The sequence below is a fragment of the Pseudophaeobacter arcticus DSM 23566 genome (genome assembly GCF_000473205.1).
In the GTDB taxonomy this organism is placed as follows: Bacteria; Pseudomonadota; Alphaproteobacteria; order Rhodobacterales; family Rhodobacteraceae; genus Pseudophaeobacter; species Pseudophaeobacter arcticus.
Map to the genome: position 1 here is coordinate 521898 of NZ_KI421507.1, position 17197 is coordinate 539094.

General features: G+C 60.6%; 17 protein-coding genes. 15 read left to right on the top strand and 2 right to left on the bottom strand.

The annotated features are described in order from the left end of the window. Positions 1 to 144: 144 nt before the first annotated feature. On the bottom strand, positions 145 to 363 hold the full coding sequence (locus ARCT_RS0106485) for a DUF1127 domain-containing protein (RefSeq protein WP_027239331.1): 219 nt from the start codon (positions 361 to 363) through the stop codon (positions 145 to 147). A 370-nt stretch (positions 364 to 733) separates the two neighbouring features. Between ARCT_RS0106485 and ruvC the strand changes: the two genes are divergently transcribed. The 4 genes from ruvC (at position 734) to ARCT_RS0106510 (ending at position 4196) form a co-directional block, all read left to right on the top strand. Further along, on the top strand, positions 734 to 1231 hold the full coding sequence (ruvC, locus tag ARCT_RS0106495; RefSeq protein WP_027239332.1) for a crossover junction endodeoxyribonuclease RuvC: 498 nt from the start codon (positions 734 to 736) through the stop codon (positions 1229 to 1231). Beyond that, positions 1228 to 1920, top strand: coding sequence for a Holliday junction branch migration protein RuvA (gene ruvA, locus ARCT_RS0106500; protein ID WP_027239333.1), 693 nt, complete (start codon positions 1228 to 1230; stop codon positions 1918 to 1920). Before ruvC ends, ruvA begins: the two co-directional genes overlap by 4 nt. A gap of 136 nt (positions 1921 to 2056) precedes the next feature. After that, positions 2057 to 3088 (top strand): Holliday junction branch migration DNA helicase RuvB, encoded by a 1032-nt coding sequence (gene ruvB, locus ARCT_RS0106505; protein ID WP_027239334.1) that lies wholly within the window; start codon positions 2057 to 2059, stop codon positions 3086 to 3088. A 472-nt stretch (positions 3089 to 3560) separates the two neighbouring features. Beyond that, positions 3561 to 4196: a hypothetical protein gene (locus tag ARCT_RS0106510; protein ID WP_027239335.1), complete on the top strand. Its 636-nt coding sequence runs from the start codon at positions 3561 to 3563 to the stop codon at positions 4194 to 4196. A gap of 92 nt (positions 4197 to 4288) precedes the next feature. On the opposite strand, the gene ARCT_RS0106515 is transcribed toward ARCT_RS0106510, so the two are convergent. Next, a complete protein-coding gene (locus tag ARCT_RS0106515; protein WP_027239336.1) occupies positions 4289 to 5080 on the bottom strand; it encodes a hypothetical protein in 792 nt (263 codons plus the stop codon). 198 nt (positions 5081 to 5278) lie between these two features. Between ARCT_RS0106515 and ybgC the strand changes: the two genes are divergently transcribed. From ybgC to ARCT_RS0106570, 11 genes are all read left to right on the top strand, one after another. Then, positions 5279 to 5665, top strand: coding sequence for a tol-pal system-associated acyl-CoA thioesterase (ybgC, locus tag ARCT_RS0106520; protein WP_027239337.1), 387 nt, complete (start codon positions 5279 to 5281; stop codon positions 5663 to 5665). Between the two features lie 189 nt (positions 5666 to 5854). After that, positions 5855 to 6550 (top strand): protein TolQ, encoded by a 696-nt coding sequence (tolQ, locus tag ARCT_RS0106525; protein ID WP_027239338.1) that lies wholly within the window; start codon positions 5855 to 5857, stop codon positions 6548 to 6550. A 3-nt stretch (positions 6551 to 6553) separates the two neighbouring features. Beyond that, positions 6554 to 7060: a protein TolR gene (tolR, locus tag ARCT_RS0106530; RefSeq protein ID WP_027239339.1), complete on the top strand. Its 507-nt coding sequence runs from the start codon at positions 6554 to 6556 to the stop codon at positions 7058 to 7060. A gap of 26 nt (positions 7061 to 7086) precedes the next feature. Beyond that, positions 7087 to 8256 (top strand): hypothetical protein, encoded by a 1170-nt coding sequence (locus ARCT_RS0106535; protein ID WP_027239340.1) that lies wholly within the window; start codon positions 7087 to 7089, stop codon positions 8254 to 8256. 143 nt (positions 8257 to 8399) lie between these two features. Beyond that, a complete protein-coding gene (gene tolB, locus ARCT_RS0106540) occupies positions 8400 to 9740 on the top strand; it encodes a Tol-Pal system beta propeller repeat protein TolB (RefSeq protein WP_027239341.1) in 1341 nt (446 codons plus the stop codon). A 113-nt stretch (positions 9741 to 9853) separates the two neighbouring features. After that, on the top strand, positions 9854 to 10354 hold the full coding sequence (gene pal, locus ARCT_RS0106545; protein ID WP_027239342.1) for a peptidoglycan-associated lipoprotein Pal: 501 nt from the start codon (positions 9854 to 9856) through the stop codon (positions 10352 to 10354). Between the two features lie 13 nt (positions 10355 to 10367). Then, positions 10368 to 11201 (top strand): tol-pal system YbgF family protein, encoded by an 834-nt coding sequence (locus ARCT_RS0106550; RefSeq protein WP_036785542.1) that lies wholly within the window; start codon positions 10368 to 10370, stop codon positions 11199 to 11201. Beyond that, positions 11192 to 12472 carry a tRNA lysidine(34) synthetase TilS gene (gene tilS, locus ARCT_RS0106555; protein WP_027239344.1) on the top strand — a complete coding sequence of 427 codons (1281 nt, stop codon included), beginning with the start codon at positions 11192 to 11194 and terminating at the stop codon, positions 12470 to 12472. The genes ARCT_RS0106550 and tilS overlap by 10 nt, the downstream gene beginning before the upstream one ends. 75 nt (positions 12473 to 12547) lie before the next feature. Beyond that, complete coding sequence (ftsH, locus tag ARCT_RS0106560; RefSeq protein WP_027239345.1) at positions 12548 to 14470, top strand: ATP-dependent zinc metalloprotease FtsH; 1923 nt, start codon at positions 12548 to 12550, stop codon at positions 14468 to 14470. 268 nt (positions 14471 to 14738) lie between these two features. Next, on the top strand, positions 14739 to 15314 hold the full coding sequence (locus ARCT_RS0106565) for an MOSC domain-containing protein (protein WP_027239346.1): 576 nt from the start codon (positions 14739 to 14741) through the stop codon (positions 15312 to 15314). A gap of 188 nt (positions 15315 to 15502) precedes the next feature. Further along, a complete protein-coding gene (locus ARCT_RS0106570; RefSeq protein WP_027239347.1) occupies positions 15503 to 17179 on the top strand; it encodes a formate--tetrahydrofolate ligase in 1677 nt (558 codons plus the stop codon). Positions 17180 to 17197: the final 18 nt, after the last annotated feature.

Consider the following 17197-nt stretch of genomic DNA (forward strand, 5'->3'; position numbering starts at 1 on the left):
TGTTCCTGAGCATCGGCCCCTTGCGGGAAAATACCGTGACTCCCTGCGCAAACAAAACCGCCGCGGCCAAGAGGGCACGCGGCGGTCTGTCGGGTGATCCGCACGGGGAGTACGAAGGATCACCAATAAATAGCTTGTCAGCCCTTAGAAGACGGGCTTGCCAGTTGCGATGTCTTCGATATCGCTGCGGCTCAGACCGATATCGGCCAGTTCGCGATCCGTCAGAGCATTCAATGACTTCTTGGACATGCGGCTCTCATTCCACGACACCAGGGCGCTTGCCAGGGCGACAAACGTCATGCCGATACGGCCGAACAGGCCGGTGGAGCCATAGGTGGTGCGGGTCGTGTCGAATGCAGCCATATCCTCATCCTTCGTAACTGAGTGAACATGTTGTGCAGCAACGGTATGTTGATGCGGTTTTGCGCATTTAGGGAGGAAATTTTGCCCGCGCAAGTGTCGAAATTGCATGAGTCCTATGCGCAAATGACATAGCTTTGGCCTATAAAAATAAGGCGCAATTCCACCTTTTTACCTAGTGTTTGAAAATGTCGCGCGCAGCCTGGTAAAGGGTCGGTTTTGGAACAGGTATTGGGGGTTTCAGCGCGGATCTGGTTTGCGGGGGCCTGGACAGGTGCCGCGCGGCGGGATGGGAAAGCGTTTGGCGATGTTCGCCTTTTGTGCTAGTTGGTGGAAAAATACTTTGAACACATAGGCAAAGGCCGGGCAGAACATGCGCATTTTGGGAATTGATCCGGGGCTTCGCAACCTTGGGTGGGGGGTTATCGAATCGCAGGGCAGTCGGCTCAGCCATGTGGCCAATGGGGTCTGTACCTCTGATGGGGATGATCTGGGGGAGCGGCTGTTGTCGCTGCACAATCAGGTCACCGAGGTGATCGCGGCCTATGCGCCAGATCAGGCGGCGATTGAACAGACCTTTGTGAACAAGGATGGCGTTGCGACGCTGAAACTGGGGCAGGCGCGCGGCGTTGCGCTGCTGACCCTGGCCAAGGCCGGATTGCCAACCGGCGAATATGCGCCAAACCGGGTGAAAAAGACGGTGGTGGGCGTGGGCCATGCCAGCAAGGAGCAGATCATCCATATGGTAAAGCTGCAGCTGCCGGGCTGCGACCCCAAAGGCGCTGATGCGGCGGATGCTCTGGCGATTGCCATCTGTCACGCCTATTACGGAGGCACCCAGCAAAGACAGCTCAAGGAGGTGCGGGCATGATTGGCAAGCTGACAGGGCGCGTGGACTATCGCACCAGCGATCATCTGTTGATCGATGTGCGCGGGGTTGGCTATCTGGTCTATTGCTCCGAGCGCACCATGATGGCCCTGCCTGGGGTCGGAGAGCCTGTGGCGCTTTATACGGATATGGTGGTGCGCGAAGACCTGATGCAGCTCTATGGCTTTACCTCGCTGGTGGAAAAGGAATGGCATCGTCTGCTGACCTCGGTGCAGGGGGTTGGCGCCAAGGTGTCGCTGGCGATCCTGGGTACCCTGGGGCCGGATGGTGTCAGCCGGGCCATCGCCCTGGGCGACTGGGGCAGCGTCAAGGCGGCCAAGGGGGTTGGGCCAAAGACGGCGCAGCGTATTGTGCTGGATCTCAAGGATAAGGCGCCCGGCGTCATGGCCATGGGCGGTAGCCTGCCCGATGCGATGGAGGGGGCTGATCTTGACGCGGTGGTCGAATCTGCTGACGCCGCTGCGGCGCCAAAGCCCGGGCGTAAATCCGCCGCCAAGACACCCTCTGGCGCGGCGGCGGCCTCTGCCGGGGCGCTGTCGGCGCTTGGCAATCTGGGCTATAGCCCTGCGGATGCGGCCTCGGCGGTGGCTGAGGCGGCGGGCGACAACCCGGAGGCCGATGAGGCGGCGCTGATCCGCGCCGCGCTGCGCCTTTTGGCGCCAAAGGGATGAGTAGCATCGTGTTATGGGAGTATAGAGGTTCGTGCCCGCACCTGAGTGCGGTCTGGCCAGATTTGGCCCGATCCTGCCAGGTCCGCGGGCCCACAGGTCAGAGCAACGGCAGTGCGCCAATCCCAGAGAGGCCCAGATGATCGACGCTGACCCAACCCTGCGCCCGGAACCGATCCCCGAGGATAGCGCGGGTGATGGCGACCGCGCCCTGCGTCCGCAGGGGCTGTCGGAATTTATTGGCCAGGCCGAGGCCCGCGCCAATCTGCGGATCTTTATCGAAAGTGCCCGCCGCCGCGGCGAGGCGATGGACCACACCCTGTTTCACGGGCCGCCCGGTCTGGGGAAAACCACCCTGGCGCAGATCGTGGCGCGCGAGCTGGGGGTGAATTTCCGCATGACCTCGGGGCCGGTGCTGGCCAAGGCGGGCGATCTGGCGGCGATCCTGACCAATCTGGAAGCGCGGGATGTGTTGTTCATCGATGAGATCCACCGGTTGAACCCGGTGGTGGAGGAGATCCTGTATCCGGCGCTGGAGGATTTTGAGCTGGATCTGGTGATTGGCGAGGGGCCAGCGGCGCGCACGGTGCGCATCGAGCTGCAGCCCTTTACCCTGGTGGGGGCGACAACGCGGATGGGGCTGTTGACCACGCCGCTGCGTGATCGCTTTGGTATTCCCACCCGTCTGCAGTTCTACACGGTGGATGAGCTGTTTGAGATCGTCAGTCGCAACGCCCGCAAACTGGGCACCCCGGCGGATGCGGAGGGCGCCCGTGAGATCGCGCGGCGCGCGCGGGGCACCCCAAGGATCGCCGGGCGGCTCTTGCGCCGCGTGGTGGACTTTGCGGTGGTCGAGGGCGATGGGCGCATCACCCGAGACCTGGCGGATGGGGCGCTGACGCGGCTTGGGGTTGATCGGCTGGGGCTGGATGGGGCCGACCGGCGCTATTTGCGGCTGATTGCCGAAAACTACAGCGGTGGCCCGGTGGGGATCGAGACGCTGTCGGCGGCGCTGAGTGAAAGCCGGGATTCGCTGGAAGATGTGATCGAGCCCTATCTGTTGCAACAGGGGCTGATTCAGCGCACCCCGCGTGGGCGGATGCTGGCGCAGAAGGCCTGGACCCATCTGGGGATTGCCCCGCCGCAGCGCGCGACGGATCTGTTTGGCTAAGCAGCCGCGACAGCCCTAAGCGCGACACATCAATTTGCGTGACCCTGATATTTGCGCGTCCCTGATATTTGGGTGACACGGCGCTGAGAGACAGCAAGGTCACCAGCAGGCAGCGCGATTTGGCAGGGGACTGATGCGGCGGCGCCTTTTGGGCCAGAAAACACAATGCGCCGGGGAGGCCCGGACCTGAAGAAACGGGTTTGAATTGCTGAGATGGCCTCAAGGGGCGGGTCTGCCCCCTGAGGCCGCATTCAATTGTCTTGCAGCAGGCGCCTCAAGGACAAGCCGCTGCGCGAGGCCTTGCGGCCTCCTTGACCCGCAGGTCTGGGCTGATATCAGGCCTGTGACGGGCCTGTGTCTAGACGGGGTGCCTGCGCGGCGGAGCGGGCTTGCCGTTTTGCGCTGCGGCGGGCATAGAGCGGCAGCCCGCCTGTATCTCGTATGCCTGTATCTCAGATGATGGAGCACCGCCATGTCACTGGACCTGACCCCGGAAGAAATCCAAGCCCTGTTCACGCGCAGCGATGGCTCTTATGGGTTTGCCCGTTGGGGGCGCCCCATTGCGCCTGTTGTCTTTGGGGTGCAGGAGGAGACGCTGAAGGTTGTGAAGGGCGCGATTGAGGCGGTGGCCACATTGGCGGGCCATCCGATGGCGGAAACCGACCCGGAGCTTGGGTCCAACCTGATGTTCTTTTTCTTTCGCGACTGGGCCGAGCTGCTGGATGTGCCCGACCTTGGCCGCCTGATCCCGGATCTGGCGCCATTGGTGGCACGGCTGCAAGCGGTTGATGCCAGCCAGTATCGCGCCTTTCGCTTTGATGACACCGGCGCCATTCAGGCCAGTTTTGTGTTTTTGCGCATGCAGGGCGCCATGGCTGAGCTGCCGGCTGAAACCCTGGCGCTGAGCCAGGCGGCGCAGGTCATTCTGCTCTGGGCGGATCAGGCCTTTGCCAGCACCTCGCCGCTGGCCATTCTGCCCGAGACCGGCGCGACAATTCTGCGGCCCGAAATTGCGGCGATTATTGCTGCTGGCTATGACCGGATGATGCCGCCTTCGGCCAATGACGCCTCTCATGCGCTGCGGCTGTTTGCGCGGCTTCAGGGCTAGGCGGCTGCGCTCCTGCGCAGCGCCGTGTTTGCCCGTCCTGAAGGCCTGTCCCTGATCTGGCCCGTTCCTGATCTGGCCTGTCGCCCCGGCGGCTACTTTACCGTCAGCTTGAAAGCTCCGGTTGGCACCCGCACCTCCCAGGAGACGGATTTATTGCCCGCCGTCGTGGTCTGTCCTTCAACAAAGACCTCGCCGCCGACCTTCAGAATTTTGAAGTCGGCGCCTGCGGTTGCCTTGCTGCCGATCTTTTTGGCAACCTGAGCGGAACTGCCCGCTGAGATTTTTCTGATCTTGGAGTCTTCTTCAGACCTGACGGTCAGGGTCTTGGCTGTTCCCAGCTTGTAAGTGGTTACACCGCTGGAAATATGAGAGGCCTTGCCGGTTGACACCGTCATGATGCGCAGGGTGCCGACGGGCATGATTTCGATGCCCTTGAAGCTGACCACCCCGCCCTTGACCGGTTTTGACAGGGTGATGGTGTCACGCCCCGGTGCCTTGATTTCGATAAAGGCCTTCTGGCTGAGCATGGGGGAGCCGAGAAAATCCACAAAGACAAATTGCAGATCGACTTCGCGCGCGCCAAGCTTTTTCTCATTGGCTTCGTGTTTTATCTTGTCCCGCTTGGTGACTTTCAGCTCGGCTTCGATATCTTTCAGCAGATAGCCGAGGAATTCTGCCACCTCGGCGACGGCCTTGTATTTGGCGTCTTTGCTGAGCTTGGCAGCGCCTGTCTTCAATTTTTCCAGGGCAATCAACCGCCCCTCATAGGCTGGTGGTTTGCAATCCCAATAAGATGACATCGCAGGGGCCAGGGAGGTATCGCGCAGTTTATGCGTTTTGAGCAGCTTCTTCCAAGCTGATGAATCGATGAATTTTGTACCCATTGTGAAACCTATACTTAAAAAGAAAAACGCAGGCCTGAGGGCTGTGCCGCAAAACGAATTGGCAAAAGGCTGCAGGGGGTAGTCTACGCGACCAAGGCGCCGGGTCAATGCCCTCGCCTCAGGGGAGAGCTGCGTAATCGCCTTGCTGCCGCGCCGTGGCCTGTTTTAGGTTGCCGGCAACCACAGGAGCACTGGCCCATGATTCATCGCTTTCCCGTCCGGGTATATTACGAGGATACCGATATGGGGGGTATTGTATATCACGCCAATTATCTGCGTTTTATCGAACGGGCCCGCAGCGACTGGGTGCGGGGCCTTGGCAATGATCAAAACGCCATGCGTGATGCCGGGGTGATCTGGGTGGTGCAGCGGATTGAGGCGGATTACCTGGCTCCGGCGAAATATGACGATGAGCTGCTGATTGAGACCGAGGTGATCAAACTGACACCGGCCCGGCTAAACATGGGGCAACTGGTCAAACGCGGCGAGACCGAGCTGTTTCGTGCCAGGGTTTCGGCGGTTTGTATCTCTTCCGAAACCGGGCGGCCGACGCGGCTTCCGGCAGAGATTCGCGCATTGCTGTAACATTGCCGTCTTTGTGCACTGTTTGATTGGCTTTTGCCGCCGAACTCAGCTAGCCTGCCTGAAAATAAGGCCGCGACAGACGGCTGATCGTGAGCGATGGCAACAAGCAGAACGCCCTGGGGCTCCTGAACCGGGGCACGAGGCAAATACGTAAGACCGGAGCGATCCGGCAGAGGATTGAGCAGGCAAATGGAAGCAGAAACTCTGGCGCTGACGCAGGGGATTGATTTCTCCATGTGGGGTCTTTTCGCGCGGGCCACTTTTACCGTGAAACTGGTGATGCTGTTGCTGACCGCAGCCTCGATCTGGTCCTGGGCCATTATCGTGCAAAAGCTGATCAACTACCGCCAGGCCCGCCGTCAGGCGGCGCGGTTTGATCAGGCTTTTTGGTCCGGCGAACCGCTGGATGGGCTGTTTGATCAATTGGGGCCAGAGCCTGCGGGCCATTCGGAGCGTATTTTTGCCGCTGGCATGGCGGAATGGCGGCGCAGTCATCGCAGCGATGGCGGGCTTATTCCCGGTGCTCAGGCGCGGATTGACCGCTCGATGGATGTGGCTATCGCCAAAGAGACCGAAGACCTGCAACGGGGGCTATCGGTGCTGGCCACCGTTGGTTCCACCGCGCCCTTTGTCGGGCTGTTTGGCACGGTCTGGGGCATCATGACCGCCTTTATCGAGATCGCACAGCAGCAAAGCACCAATCTGGCGGTGGTTGCGCCCGGCATTGCCGAGGCACTGTTGGCGACGGGGCTTGGCCTGCTTGCGGCGATCCCTGCGGTGGTATTTTACAACAAGTTGAGCGCCGACAGCGATCGTATTCTGGGTGGCTACGAGGCCTTTGCCGACGAATTTGCCACCATCCTCAGCCGCCAGTTGGATTCCTGAGCCATGGGTGCAGCGGTTCAACAGGGTTCTTCGGGGACGCGGCGGCGCGGGCGGCGCCGTGGCCGGGCGCGGCCGATGTCCGAAATCAACGTGACGCCCTTTGTCGATGTGATGCTGGTGCTGTTGATCATCTTTATGGTGGCGGCACCGCTGACCACGGTTGGTGTGCCGGTGGATCTGCCCAAGACAGAAGCCGGCGCGCTGCCAAGCGAGCAGGAAGAGCCGCTGACTGTGACGATGATCCTGGGCGGCGAGATCCAGATCCAGACGACACCGGTGGCCCCCACCGAGCTGGTCTCCAAGCTGCGCGCCATTGCCGCAGAACGCACATCCGAGCGCATCTATCTGCGGGCGGATGGCGGGATTTCCTACCGCGAGGTGATGCAGGTCATGGGCGCGCTGAACGCGGGCGGCTTTGCCAATGTTGGTCTGGTGACTGATGTGGCCGGACCCGAGCCGGATGGCGGGGCTGCCACCACTGACGCGCCAGCCAGCAGCGCGGATCAATAAGCGGGGGCTTGAGGCATTTTATGGGCCTGCAAACCGGAACCAAAATCTCTCTTGCGGGGCACGGCCTGCTGGTGGGCTGGGTTGCCTTTGGCGCCTGGTTGCCGTCGGAACCTCTGCCGATTCCCGTGCAAGAGGTTGCGGTGATCTCGGCCGAAGAATTTGCCCGGCTGAGCCAGCAGATCCAGGCCCCTGAAGTCACCGAGACCCCAAGCAGCCTGACGCCGCCCGACCCGGCTCCGGCACCACCGCAGGTATCGGTGCGCCCGGAAACCCGCCCCGATACCTCTGCGCCAGAAGCCACTCCGGCGCCTGTGGTGGATGCGCCAGTTGCGGCGCTGCCGGAACCAGAGCCCGAGCCAGAGGTCACCGATACCCTGCCAGAGCCGCAAACCCCGCCAGACCTGCCGACTGAGACCCCGTCGATTGTCCCAAGTCCGCCGGTGCCAGAGCGCGTCCGCCCAGCGGAGCGGGTTGCCCCGGTGCCGGTGGAGGCGCCAGAGCAGGAAGTGGCAATTGACGAATTGGTGCAGCCAGAAGTGAGCCCGGATGAGGGTGCGTTGAGCGAACAAGAAGTGCAGGAGGCCACCGCGCCCGAAGCGGCCAGCGACCGGATTGTCACCGAAGCCAATGAAAGCGACGAGGCCGAGCCCGCGCCACCTGTTACGGCGCCACCTGTCACCGCGCCGGTAACTTCGGTACGGCCCAGAACACGGCCCCAAAGACCCGTGGCGCAAACCACCCCGGCGGAGGTTGCGCAAACCACACCGGCCACGCCACCTTCGCCGCAAGAGGACCAGTCCTCGGCGATCGAGGATGCTTTGGCGGCTGCCATCGCAGGCGGTGGCGAGGTGGCGGCCAGCGAGCCCTCGGGCCCGCCGCTGACGCCGGGGGAAAAAGACGCGCTGCGGGTTTCGGTCTCTCAATGCTGGAACGTCGGCTCGCTCTCGACCGAAGCACTGAAAACCACCGTCGAAGTCTCGGTCTCGCTAGAGCCAGACGGGCGGCCGAAAACGGGCTCTATCCGCATGGTTTCCAGCACCGGTGGCTCCACCGGAGCAGCCAAGCAGGCCTATGAGGCGGCGCGCCGGGCAATCATTCGCTGTGGCGCCAAGGGGTTTAAACTGCCCAGCGACAAATATGACCATTGGCGGGACATCGTCATGACCTTTAATCCAGAAAAGATGCGCATCAAATGAGACACCAAAATTTGATCTCGCCTCGGACGGGGCTGAACTATGACGGGGGGAGGGGGGATTTTCCCCCTGCATTGACCTCCCCAAGCCCCGATACTGCCCCTGAAAACCGCACTGATATTTACTCCGGAAAGGACGCGACGCTTATGAGGCGCACCCTGACAGGCCTTTTGGCAAGCCTTCTTCTTGCGGCGGCGCCCCTGCTGACCGCTGGCAGCGTAGCACAGGCCCAGGACGGGCCGCTACGGATCGAAATCACCGATGGGGTGATCGAACCCTTGCCCTATGCGGTGCCCGATTTTCTGGCCGAAACCCCGGCAGCGGCCGAGCTGGCCAATCAGATCACCCGGGTGATTGCGGCGGATCTCAGCGGCACCGGGCTGTTTCGCGAAATTCCCGCCACCGCGCATATCTCCACCGTGAGCGATTTTAACGCGCCTGTGCGATTCGCCGATTGGAAGGCGGTAAATGCCCAGGCGCTGATCACCGGTTCGGTTTCGGCCAATGGCAAGCAGCTGACGGTGCGGTTTCGTGGCTATGATATCTTTGCCGACAACGAGCTGGGGTCCGGTTTGCAGTTCAGCGGCACCACGGATGGCTGGCGGCGCATGGCACATAAGGTGGCGGATGCCATCTATAGCCGGATCACCGGCGAGAGCGGCTATTTTGACAGCCGGGTGGTCTTTGTCTCTGAGACCGGCCCCAAGAACGACCGCCGCAAGCGGTTGGCGATCATGGATTATGACGGCGCCGGGGTGCAGTATCTGACCAATAGCGCCGCCCTGGTGCTGGCGCCGCGGTTTTCGCCCACCGGCGACAGGGTGCTTTATACCAGCTATGAAAGCGGCTTTCCGCAGATCCATGTGCTGGACGTGGGCAAGGTGCAGCGGCGGGTCCTGTCGGCAGACAAGGGCATCATGAGCTTTGCGCCACGCTTTGCGCCGGATGGCAATACCGTGGTTTATTCGCAGGCCGAGGGCGGCAATACCGATCTCTACACCATGGATATCGCCACCGGAGCGCGTCAGCGGCTGACCAATGCGCCCTCGATCGAGACGGCGCCCTCTTATTCCCCCGATGGCAGCCAGATCGTCTTTGAAAGCGACCGCTCCGGCACGCCGCAGCTTTATGTGATGGCGGCGAGCGGTGGTGAGGCGCGCCGGGTCAGCTTTGGCACGGGGCGCTACGGCACGCCGGTCTGGTCTCCGCGTGGAGATCTGATTGCCTTTACCAAGCAGAGCAAAGGACGCTTTCATATTGGTGTCATGCGGCTGGATGGCAGCGAAGAGCGCCTGCTGACGGCCTCTTTCCTGGATGAAGGCCCCAGCTGGTCCCCCAATGGTCGGGTGATCATGTTCACCCGCGAAACCCAGGGGGCAAATGGTCGGGCGCTGCTTTACTCGGTGGATATTCTGGGGCGGAACCTGAAACCCGTGCGCACCCCGGATGGTGCCTCTGATCCGGCCTGGTCACCGTTGCAAAAATAACAGGCAGTTACCGGCTGAACCGGCATGAAAACGCAAGACTGGAAGACCTGCATAGAATCGGCCCAATCTCTGTGATAGGTTAGGCCTAAGAAACCAAAGGAAAAGACACTGTCATGAGCGGTTTTAAAAAGGCATTTGTGCTTGTTGCGGCCCTGGGGCTTTCAGCCTGTGGCAACACCCCCTGGAACGATACCGGCGCGGGCGCCGCCGGTGGTCCCGGCGGCATCGGCTCCAACCTGGACCCGGCCAGCCCCGCCTATTTTCAAGAGACTATCGGGGACCGTGTGCTGTTCCTGGTTGATCAGTCGAACTTGAACCCCGAAGCGGAAGCCATCCTGCAGGGTCAGGCGCGCTGGCTGACGGCCAATGCAGATTACACGGTGACGATCCAGGGGCATGCAGATGAGCAGGGCACCCGGGAGTATAACCTCGCACTGGGCGCGCGCCGGGCCAATTCGGCGCGGGAATATCTGATCTCGCAGGGGATTGCCGGATCACGGATCGATGTGGTGAGCTACGGCAAAGAACGCCCTCTAGAGATTTGTTCTGCCGAGAGCTGCTATGCCAAAAACCGCCGAGCCGTCACCGTGCTGGCGGGTGGATTGACGGGGTAATATGATGCGTCTGATGCGAGCCGCCCTTGTTGTCGGGACCCTGTTGGGGACTTCGGTTCTGGTCTCACCGGCCTTTGCGCAGGATCAGCAAACCCTGGCGGATATTCGCCAGGAGCTGACCGTTTTGCACGTGGATATCCAGCGTTTGAAGCGCGAGCTGTCGACGACAGGCGGGGCAAATTCCGCCGTTGCCGCCGGCAGTTCCGTTCTCGACCGGGTTGGGGCCATTGAGGCCGGATTACAACGGCTTACGGCGCAGACCGAGCAGCTAGAGTACCGCATCAATCGCATTGTTGCGGATGGCACCAACCGGATTGGTGATCTGGAATTCCGCCTGGTAGAGCTCGAAGGGGGCGATATCGGCGCTTTGGGTGAGACCAGCACCCTGGGCGGTGAAGAGGCATTGGCCGGGACCGGCACTTTGGGCGGCGGCCAGGACACCACGGACACCAACAGCGAACTCGCCGTTGGGGAACAGGCCGATTTTGACCGGGCAAAGCAGGATTTGGACGCGGGCGCCTTTCAGCTTGCTGCGGAAAAATTTGCCATTTTCTCCCAGTCTTACCCGGGCAGCCCGCTGGCGCCAGAGGCGGATTTCAACCGCGGCAAGGCGCTGGACGGGTTGGGGGACACGCGGGAAGCGGCGCGCGCCTATCTGGCCTCCTTCACTGGCGATGCAAATGGCGAGACGGCGCCCAAGGCGCTGTTTGAACTGGGGGCCGCCCTGGGCCGTCTTGGGCAGGTTGATCAGGCCTGCATTACGCTGTCAGAGGTGGGCGTGCGCTTTACCGGAGGGGATATGGTCGCTCCGGCCGAGGCTGAAATGGCCGAATTGGGATGTTCTTGACGCAGCCAGAGGCTGGCGGATTGGGCAGGGATGATTTGGTGGGCGCCCTGCGCCAGCACTTTGGCCGCTCCCTGCCTGCGCGCATTGGTATCGCCGTGTCCGGCGGTGGTGATTCTGTCGCGCTGATGCATCTTCTGAAAGATTGCTTTAGCGATGACCCGGTCGAACTGCTGGTGGCCACGGTCGATCATCGGCTGCGCCCCGAATCACGACAGGAGGCCGAAGAGGTTGCGCAGATGGCGCAAAAGCTTGGCCTGCGTCATGACATTCTGAGCTGGACCGAGGGGCCAGAGCCAACAGGCAACCTTCAGGATCAGGCGCGCCGCGCCCGCTACGGGTTGTTGACAGCCTGGGCGCGGCAAAACGGCATTCCGGTTTTGGCGCTGGGTCATACCGCAGATGATCAGGCCGAAACGGTGATTATGCGCCTGAAGCGGGCCTCAGGCGTAAACGGGCTTGCCGGCATTCCACTGCGGCGCATCCAGGATGGGGTCTCATTGCAGCGGCCACTGTTGGGCCTGCGTCGGGCCGACCTGCGGCGCTATCTGCGTGCTCTGGGGCAAAGCTGGATTGAAGACCCGTCCAACGAAGATGAGACCTATGACCGGATCAAAACCCGCAAGGCGCTGGCTGTTCTTGAGGATCTGGGACTGACAGTGCCTGCCCTGGTGACTGTGGCGCAGAATATGAGCAAGGCGCAGACCGCTTTGGGCTGGTATGCCTTCTTATCGGCGCGGGATCTGGTGCAGATCAAGGCCGGCGCCATTGTTTTTGAGCTGCGAAAGTTCCGAACACTGCCGGATGAAATCTCTCATCGGTTGATGCTTCAGGCACTTTTGTGGGTTTCTGGCGGCCAATACTCGCCGAGGCGGCTGCCGATGATTGAAGCTGTCACCATTGCGCAACGGGGCGGGTCATCAACCCTGGCAGGCTGTCGCATCCTGAGCCACCGGGGTAAAATCTGGATTTGCCGGGAAGCTGCCACAGTGCAGCAGACCGCCTGTGACCCTGGTGGGATATGGGATCAACGCTGGCGTGTTTTTGCAGGGAAATTAGATGCTTGCGAGGTGCGTCCTTTGGGGGGCGCAGGGTTGAAATCCTGCCCGGACTGGCGGGCAGAGGGATGTCCCGCGCCGGTTCTGGAAGTCACCCCATCGCTATGGCGGGATGGCAATCTGATGGCGGCTCCACTGGCCGGATTTGCCAATGGATGCAGCGCAGAAGTGGTAAATAGTGCAGAAGAGTTCTTCACATCGCTTTTATCGCATTGAACCTGCCTGAATGTTCCTTATTTTATGCGTAACGAGGGCGTCCTGAGAGGGCGTCCGGATATTAGGAGATATTCCTTGGGTAACGCACGTAACATCGCCTTCTGGGTTGTTCTGTTCGTCTTGATTCTGGCGCTGTTCAATCTGTTCAGTGGTTCAGGCGGTACGATGCAGAGCAATGAGCGCTCTTTCTCGGATTTTGTCACCTCGGTTGAAGCTGGTCAGGTCAGCACCGTGGTGCTGGATGGGGAGCAGGTACGCTTTTCCACGTCCGATGGCCAAAAATATGTGACCATCCGGCCGTCGGATGCAGAAGTCACAAAGTTGCTGATCGACAATAACATTCCGGTGCGCGCTGAAAAGCAGCAGCAGTCTGGGTTCCAGTCTTTCCTGATCACCCTGTTGCCTTTTGTGCTGCTGATCGGTGTCTGGATCTATTTCATGAACCGGATGCAGGGCGGTGGCAAAGGCGGGGCTATGGGGTTTGGCAAATCCAAGGCCAAGATGCTCACCGAAAAGCACGGCCGCGTCACCTTTGACGATGTTGCCGGCATTGATGAGGCCAAGGAAGAGCTGGAAGAGATTGTTGAATTCCTGCGTAACCCGCAGAAATTCTCGCGCCTCGGCGGCAAGATCCCCAAGGGCGCGCTGCTGGTGGGCCCTCCCGGTACTGGTAAAACCCTGCTGGCCCGCGCCATCGCAGGTGAGGCGGGCGTGCCCTTCTTCACCATTTCGGGCTCTGACTTTGTTGAAATGTTCGTCGGTGTGGGCGCCTCCCGCGTGCGCGACATGTTCGAGCAGGCCAAGAAGAACGCCCCCTGTATCGTGTTTATCGACGAGATCGACGCTGTTGGCCGCCATCGGGGTGCCGGCTATGGCGGCGGCAATGACGAACGTGAGCAGACATTGAACCAGCTGCTGGTTGAAATGGACGGGTTTGAGGCCAATGAGGGCGTCATCATCCTGGCCGCCACCAACCGCAAAGACGTGCTGGACCCTGCCTTGCTGCGTCCCGGTCGTTTTGACCGGAACGTCACCGTCGGCAACCCTGACATCAAGGGGCGCGAAAAGATCCTTGGCGTGCATGCCCGCAAAACCCCGTTGGGGCCTGACGTGGACCTGCGCATCATTGCCCGTGGTACACCTGGGTTCTCCGGGGCGGATCTGGCCAATCTGGTCAACGAAGCTGCCTTGATGGCTGCCCGTGTTGGCCGTCGCTTTGTGACCATGGAGGATTTTGAATCGGCCAAGGACAAGGTGATGATGGGGGCAGAGCGTCGCTCGATGGTGCTGACCCAGGACCAGAAGGAAAAGACCGCTTATCACGAGGCGGGCCATGCTGTTGTTGGCCTCAAGTTGCCGGAATGTGATCCTGTCTATAAGGCGACCATCATTCCCCGTGGCGGAGCCCTGGGCATGGTTGTGTCGTTGCCGGAAATGGACCGGCTGAACTGGCACAAGGATGAGTGCAACCAAAAGCTGGCCATGACCATGGCAGGCAAGGCAGCCGAGATTATCAAATACGGCGAAGACCATGTATCAAATGGTCCGGCGGGCGATATCCAGCAGGCCAGCCAATTGTCCCGCGCGATGATCATGCGCTGGGGGATGTCCGATAAGGTCGGCAATATCGACTATGCTGAGGCCCATGAGGGCTATAGCGGCAATACCACTGGATTCTCGGTCTCTGCGCATACCAAGGAGATGATCGAGGAGGAGGTCCGCAGCTTTATTCAGAACGGCTACGACCGCGCCTTTGAGATCCTGACAGAGCATAAGGACGAATGGGAGCGCCTGGCACAGGGGCTGTTGGAATATGAGACCCTGACCGGAGACGAGATCAAGCGGGTCATGAAGGGCGAGCTGCCGCATGAAAAGGGCGACGATTCGGATGAGGATCAGGGCAATGCCTCGGTCACAGCCATTCCCAAAGCCAAGCCTAAAAAACCCTCTTCTGATGGTGAAACTGATCCAGGTCTGGAACCGGAACCAACGTCCTGAGGCCTTTAGATCAACTTGTAACACGCAACGCCCCGGGAGCCTTGACAGGTTTCCGGGGTTTTCTTTTGGATGTGCTCTGGTTGGGGATGCGCGCTTTGGCTGGCTATGGGGGGTGGCGCGGCGGCGGCGGGCAGCAAAGCTGCCCGCCGCCGCCGCGCCCGGGTCGGATCGCTTTGCGATCCGACCCGAAAGAAGGCTTTCTATTGGAGGTGAGAGCTATAGTGTCGCCAATAACATTCAGGTTGAAATGGATTAAATAGGACAAGACATGCCGGTATTATTGGAAACTGAATTCAAGGGCAAAGTGGTCTGGGCTGGGGAAACCGCGCCAGATGGCGGTATTGCGGCCTCACAAGTGGAGGCCTTGACCCTCGGCTTTCACGGGCTGAGCGGGGAGCGTCATCAGGGCGAAAATCGCGCCTCTTGTGTGCGTATGCGCAATCTTTACCCAGAAGGCACCACCATTCGGAACGTCAGGCAGCTGAGCATCCTGTCGGAGGAGGAACTGACGCTGATCGCGGCGGATATGGGGCTGGAGCGCGTCGATCCTGCCGCCTTGGGGGCCAATCTGGTGTTGCGCGGGATTCCGGATTTCACCTTTGTGCCCCCCTCATCACGGCTGCAGGGGCCGGATGGTGTCACCCTGACGGTGGATATGGAAAACCGCCCCTGCATCTTTCCGGGGCGTGAAATCGACAAAGCCCACGCAGGCTTTGGCCCCAAGTTCAAACCAGCCGCGCGGGACCGTCGGGGAATCACCGCCTGGGTGGAGCGGCCGGGGCAGTTGAAAATCGGCGATCACCTGCAACTCTTTGTACCGGATCAGCGCGCCTGGGCTCCCTAGGGCAGACCTAATCCGCTACAGAACTTTCGTTTTGGCGACTTTTGGTGTCTCAATCTTTGCGCCGACGCCGCTTCATGGCCGGAAAATGTCGGAAACCACGCGCGTATATTGCCGCATTCTGGCTAAATCGGTGACAGATCCGGCGCAGAATTGCCGGTAGATGTTTTCTCTCATTCAGGAACCAGGCCATGAGCTACAAGAGTGATATCGAGATCGCCCGTGAGGCGAATAAGCTCCCAATCCAAGAGATTGGCGCCAAGATCGGCATTTCGAGCGATGATTTGCTGCCCTATGGCCACGATAAGGCCAAGGTCAGCCAGGACTTCATCAACTCGGTGCAGGACCGGACTGATGGCAAGTTGATCCTGGTGACCGCGATCAACCCAACGCCAGCAGGCGAAGGCAAGACAACCACCACTGTGGGTCTGGGCGACGGGCTGAACCGCATTGGCAAAAACGCCATGGTCTGCATCCGCGAAGCCTCGCTGGGGCCAAACTTTGGCATGAAGGGCGGCGCAGCGGGCGGCGGCTATGCACAGGTTGTGCCGATGGAGGATATGAACCTCCACTTCACCGGCGACTTCCACGCCATTACCTCGGCGCACTCGCTGCTGTCGGCGATGATCGACAACCACATCTACTGGGGCAACGAATGCGACATCGACATCCGTCGCGTGGCCTGGCGTCGTGTGGTCGATATGAACGACCGCGCCCTGCGTCAGATCACCGCCTCCCTGGGTGGCGTATCCAACGGCTTCCCACGTGAAACCGGCTTTGACATCACCGTGGCCTCCGAGGTTATGGCGATCCTCTGCCTGGCCAACGACCTGAAAGACCTGGAAAAGCGCCTCGGCGATATCATCGTGGCCTACCGTCGCGACAAGACCGCCGTTTACTGCCGCGACATCAAAGCAGAAGGCGCCATGACCGTTCTGCTGAAAGACGCGATGCAGCCAAACCTGGTGCAGACCCTGGAAAACAACCCAGCCTTTGTGCATGGCGGCCCCTTCGCCAATATCGCCCATGGCTGTAACTCGGTCATCGCCACCAAAACCGCGCTGAAAGTCTGCGATTACGTTGTGACCGAAGCGGGCTTTGGCGCCGATCTTGGCGCTGAAAAGTTCATGAACATCAAGTGCCGCAAGGCCGGTATCGCGCCTTCGGCCGTGGTTCTGGTTGCCACCGTGCGTGCGATGAAGATGAACGGCGGCGTTGCCAAGGCTGATCTGGGTGCCGAAAATGTCGAAGCCGTGAACAACGGTTGCGCCAACCTGGGCCGTCACATCGAGAACATCAAATCCTTTGGTGTGCCTGTTGTTGTCGCCATCAACCACTTTGTCACCGACACCGATGCCGAAGTTGACGCCGTCAAAGCCTATGCCGCCACACATGGGGTTGAGGCCATTCTGTCGCGTCACTGGGAATTGGGCTCGGAAGGCTCCGCGCCGCTGGCTGAGAAAATTGTGGAAATCGTCGATGCGGGTCAGGCGAACTTTGCCCCGATCTACCCCGACGACATGTCGTTGTTCGACAAGATCGACACCATCGCCAAGCGTATCTACCGCGCTGACGAAGTGCTGGCCGACAACAAGATCCGCAATCAGCTGAAAGAATGGGAAGCAGCAGGATACGGCAATCTGCCGGTCTGCATGGCAAAAACCCAGTATTCTTTCTCGACGGACCCAAGCCTGCGCGGCGCGCCTGTTGGCCATTCGGTTCCGGTCCGCGAAGTACGTCTTTCGGCTGGGGCAGGTTTCATCGTCGCAGTCTGCGGCGAGATCATGACCATGCCGGGTCTGCCCCGCACCCCTGCGGCAGAAAACATCCATCTGAATGACGACGGCCAAATCGAAGGCTTGTTCTAAGTTCAAAAACACGCAATC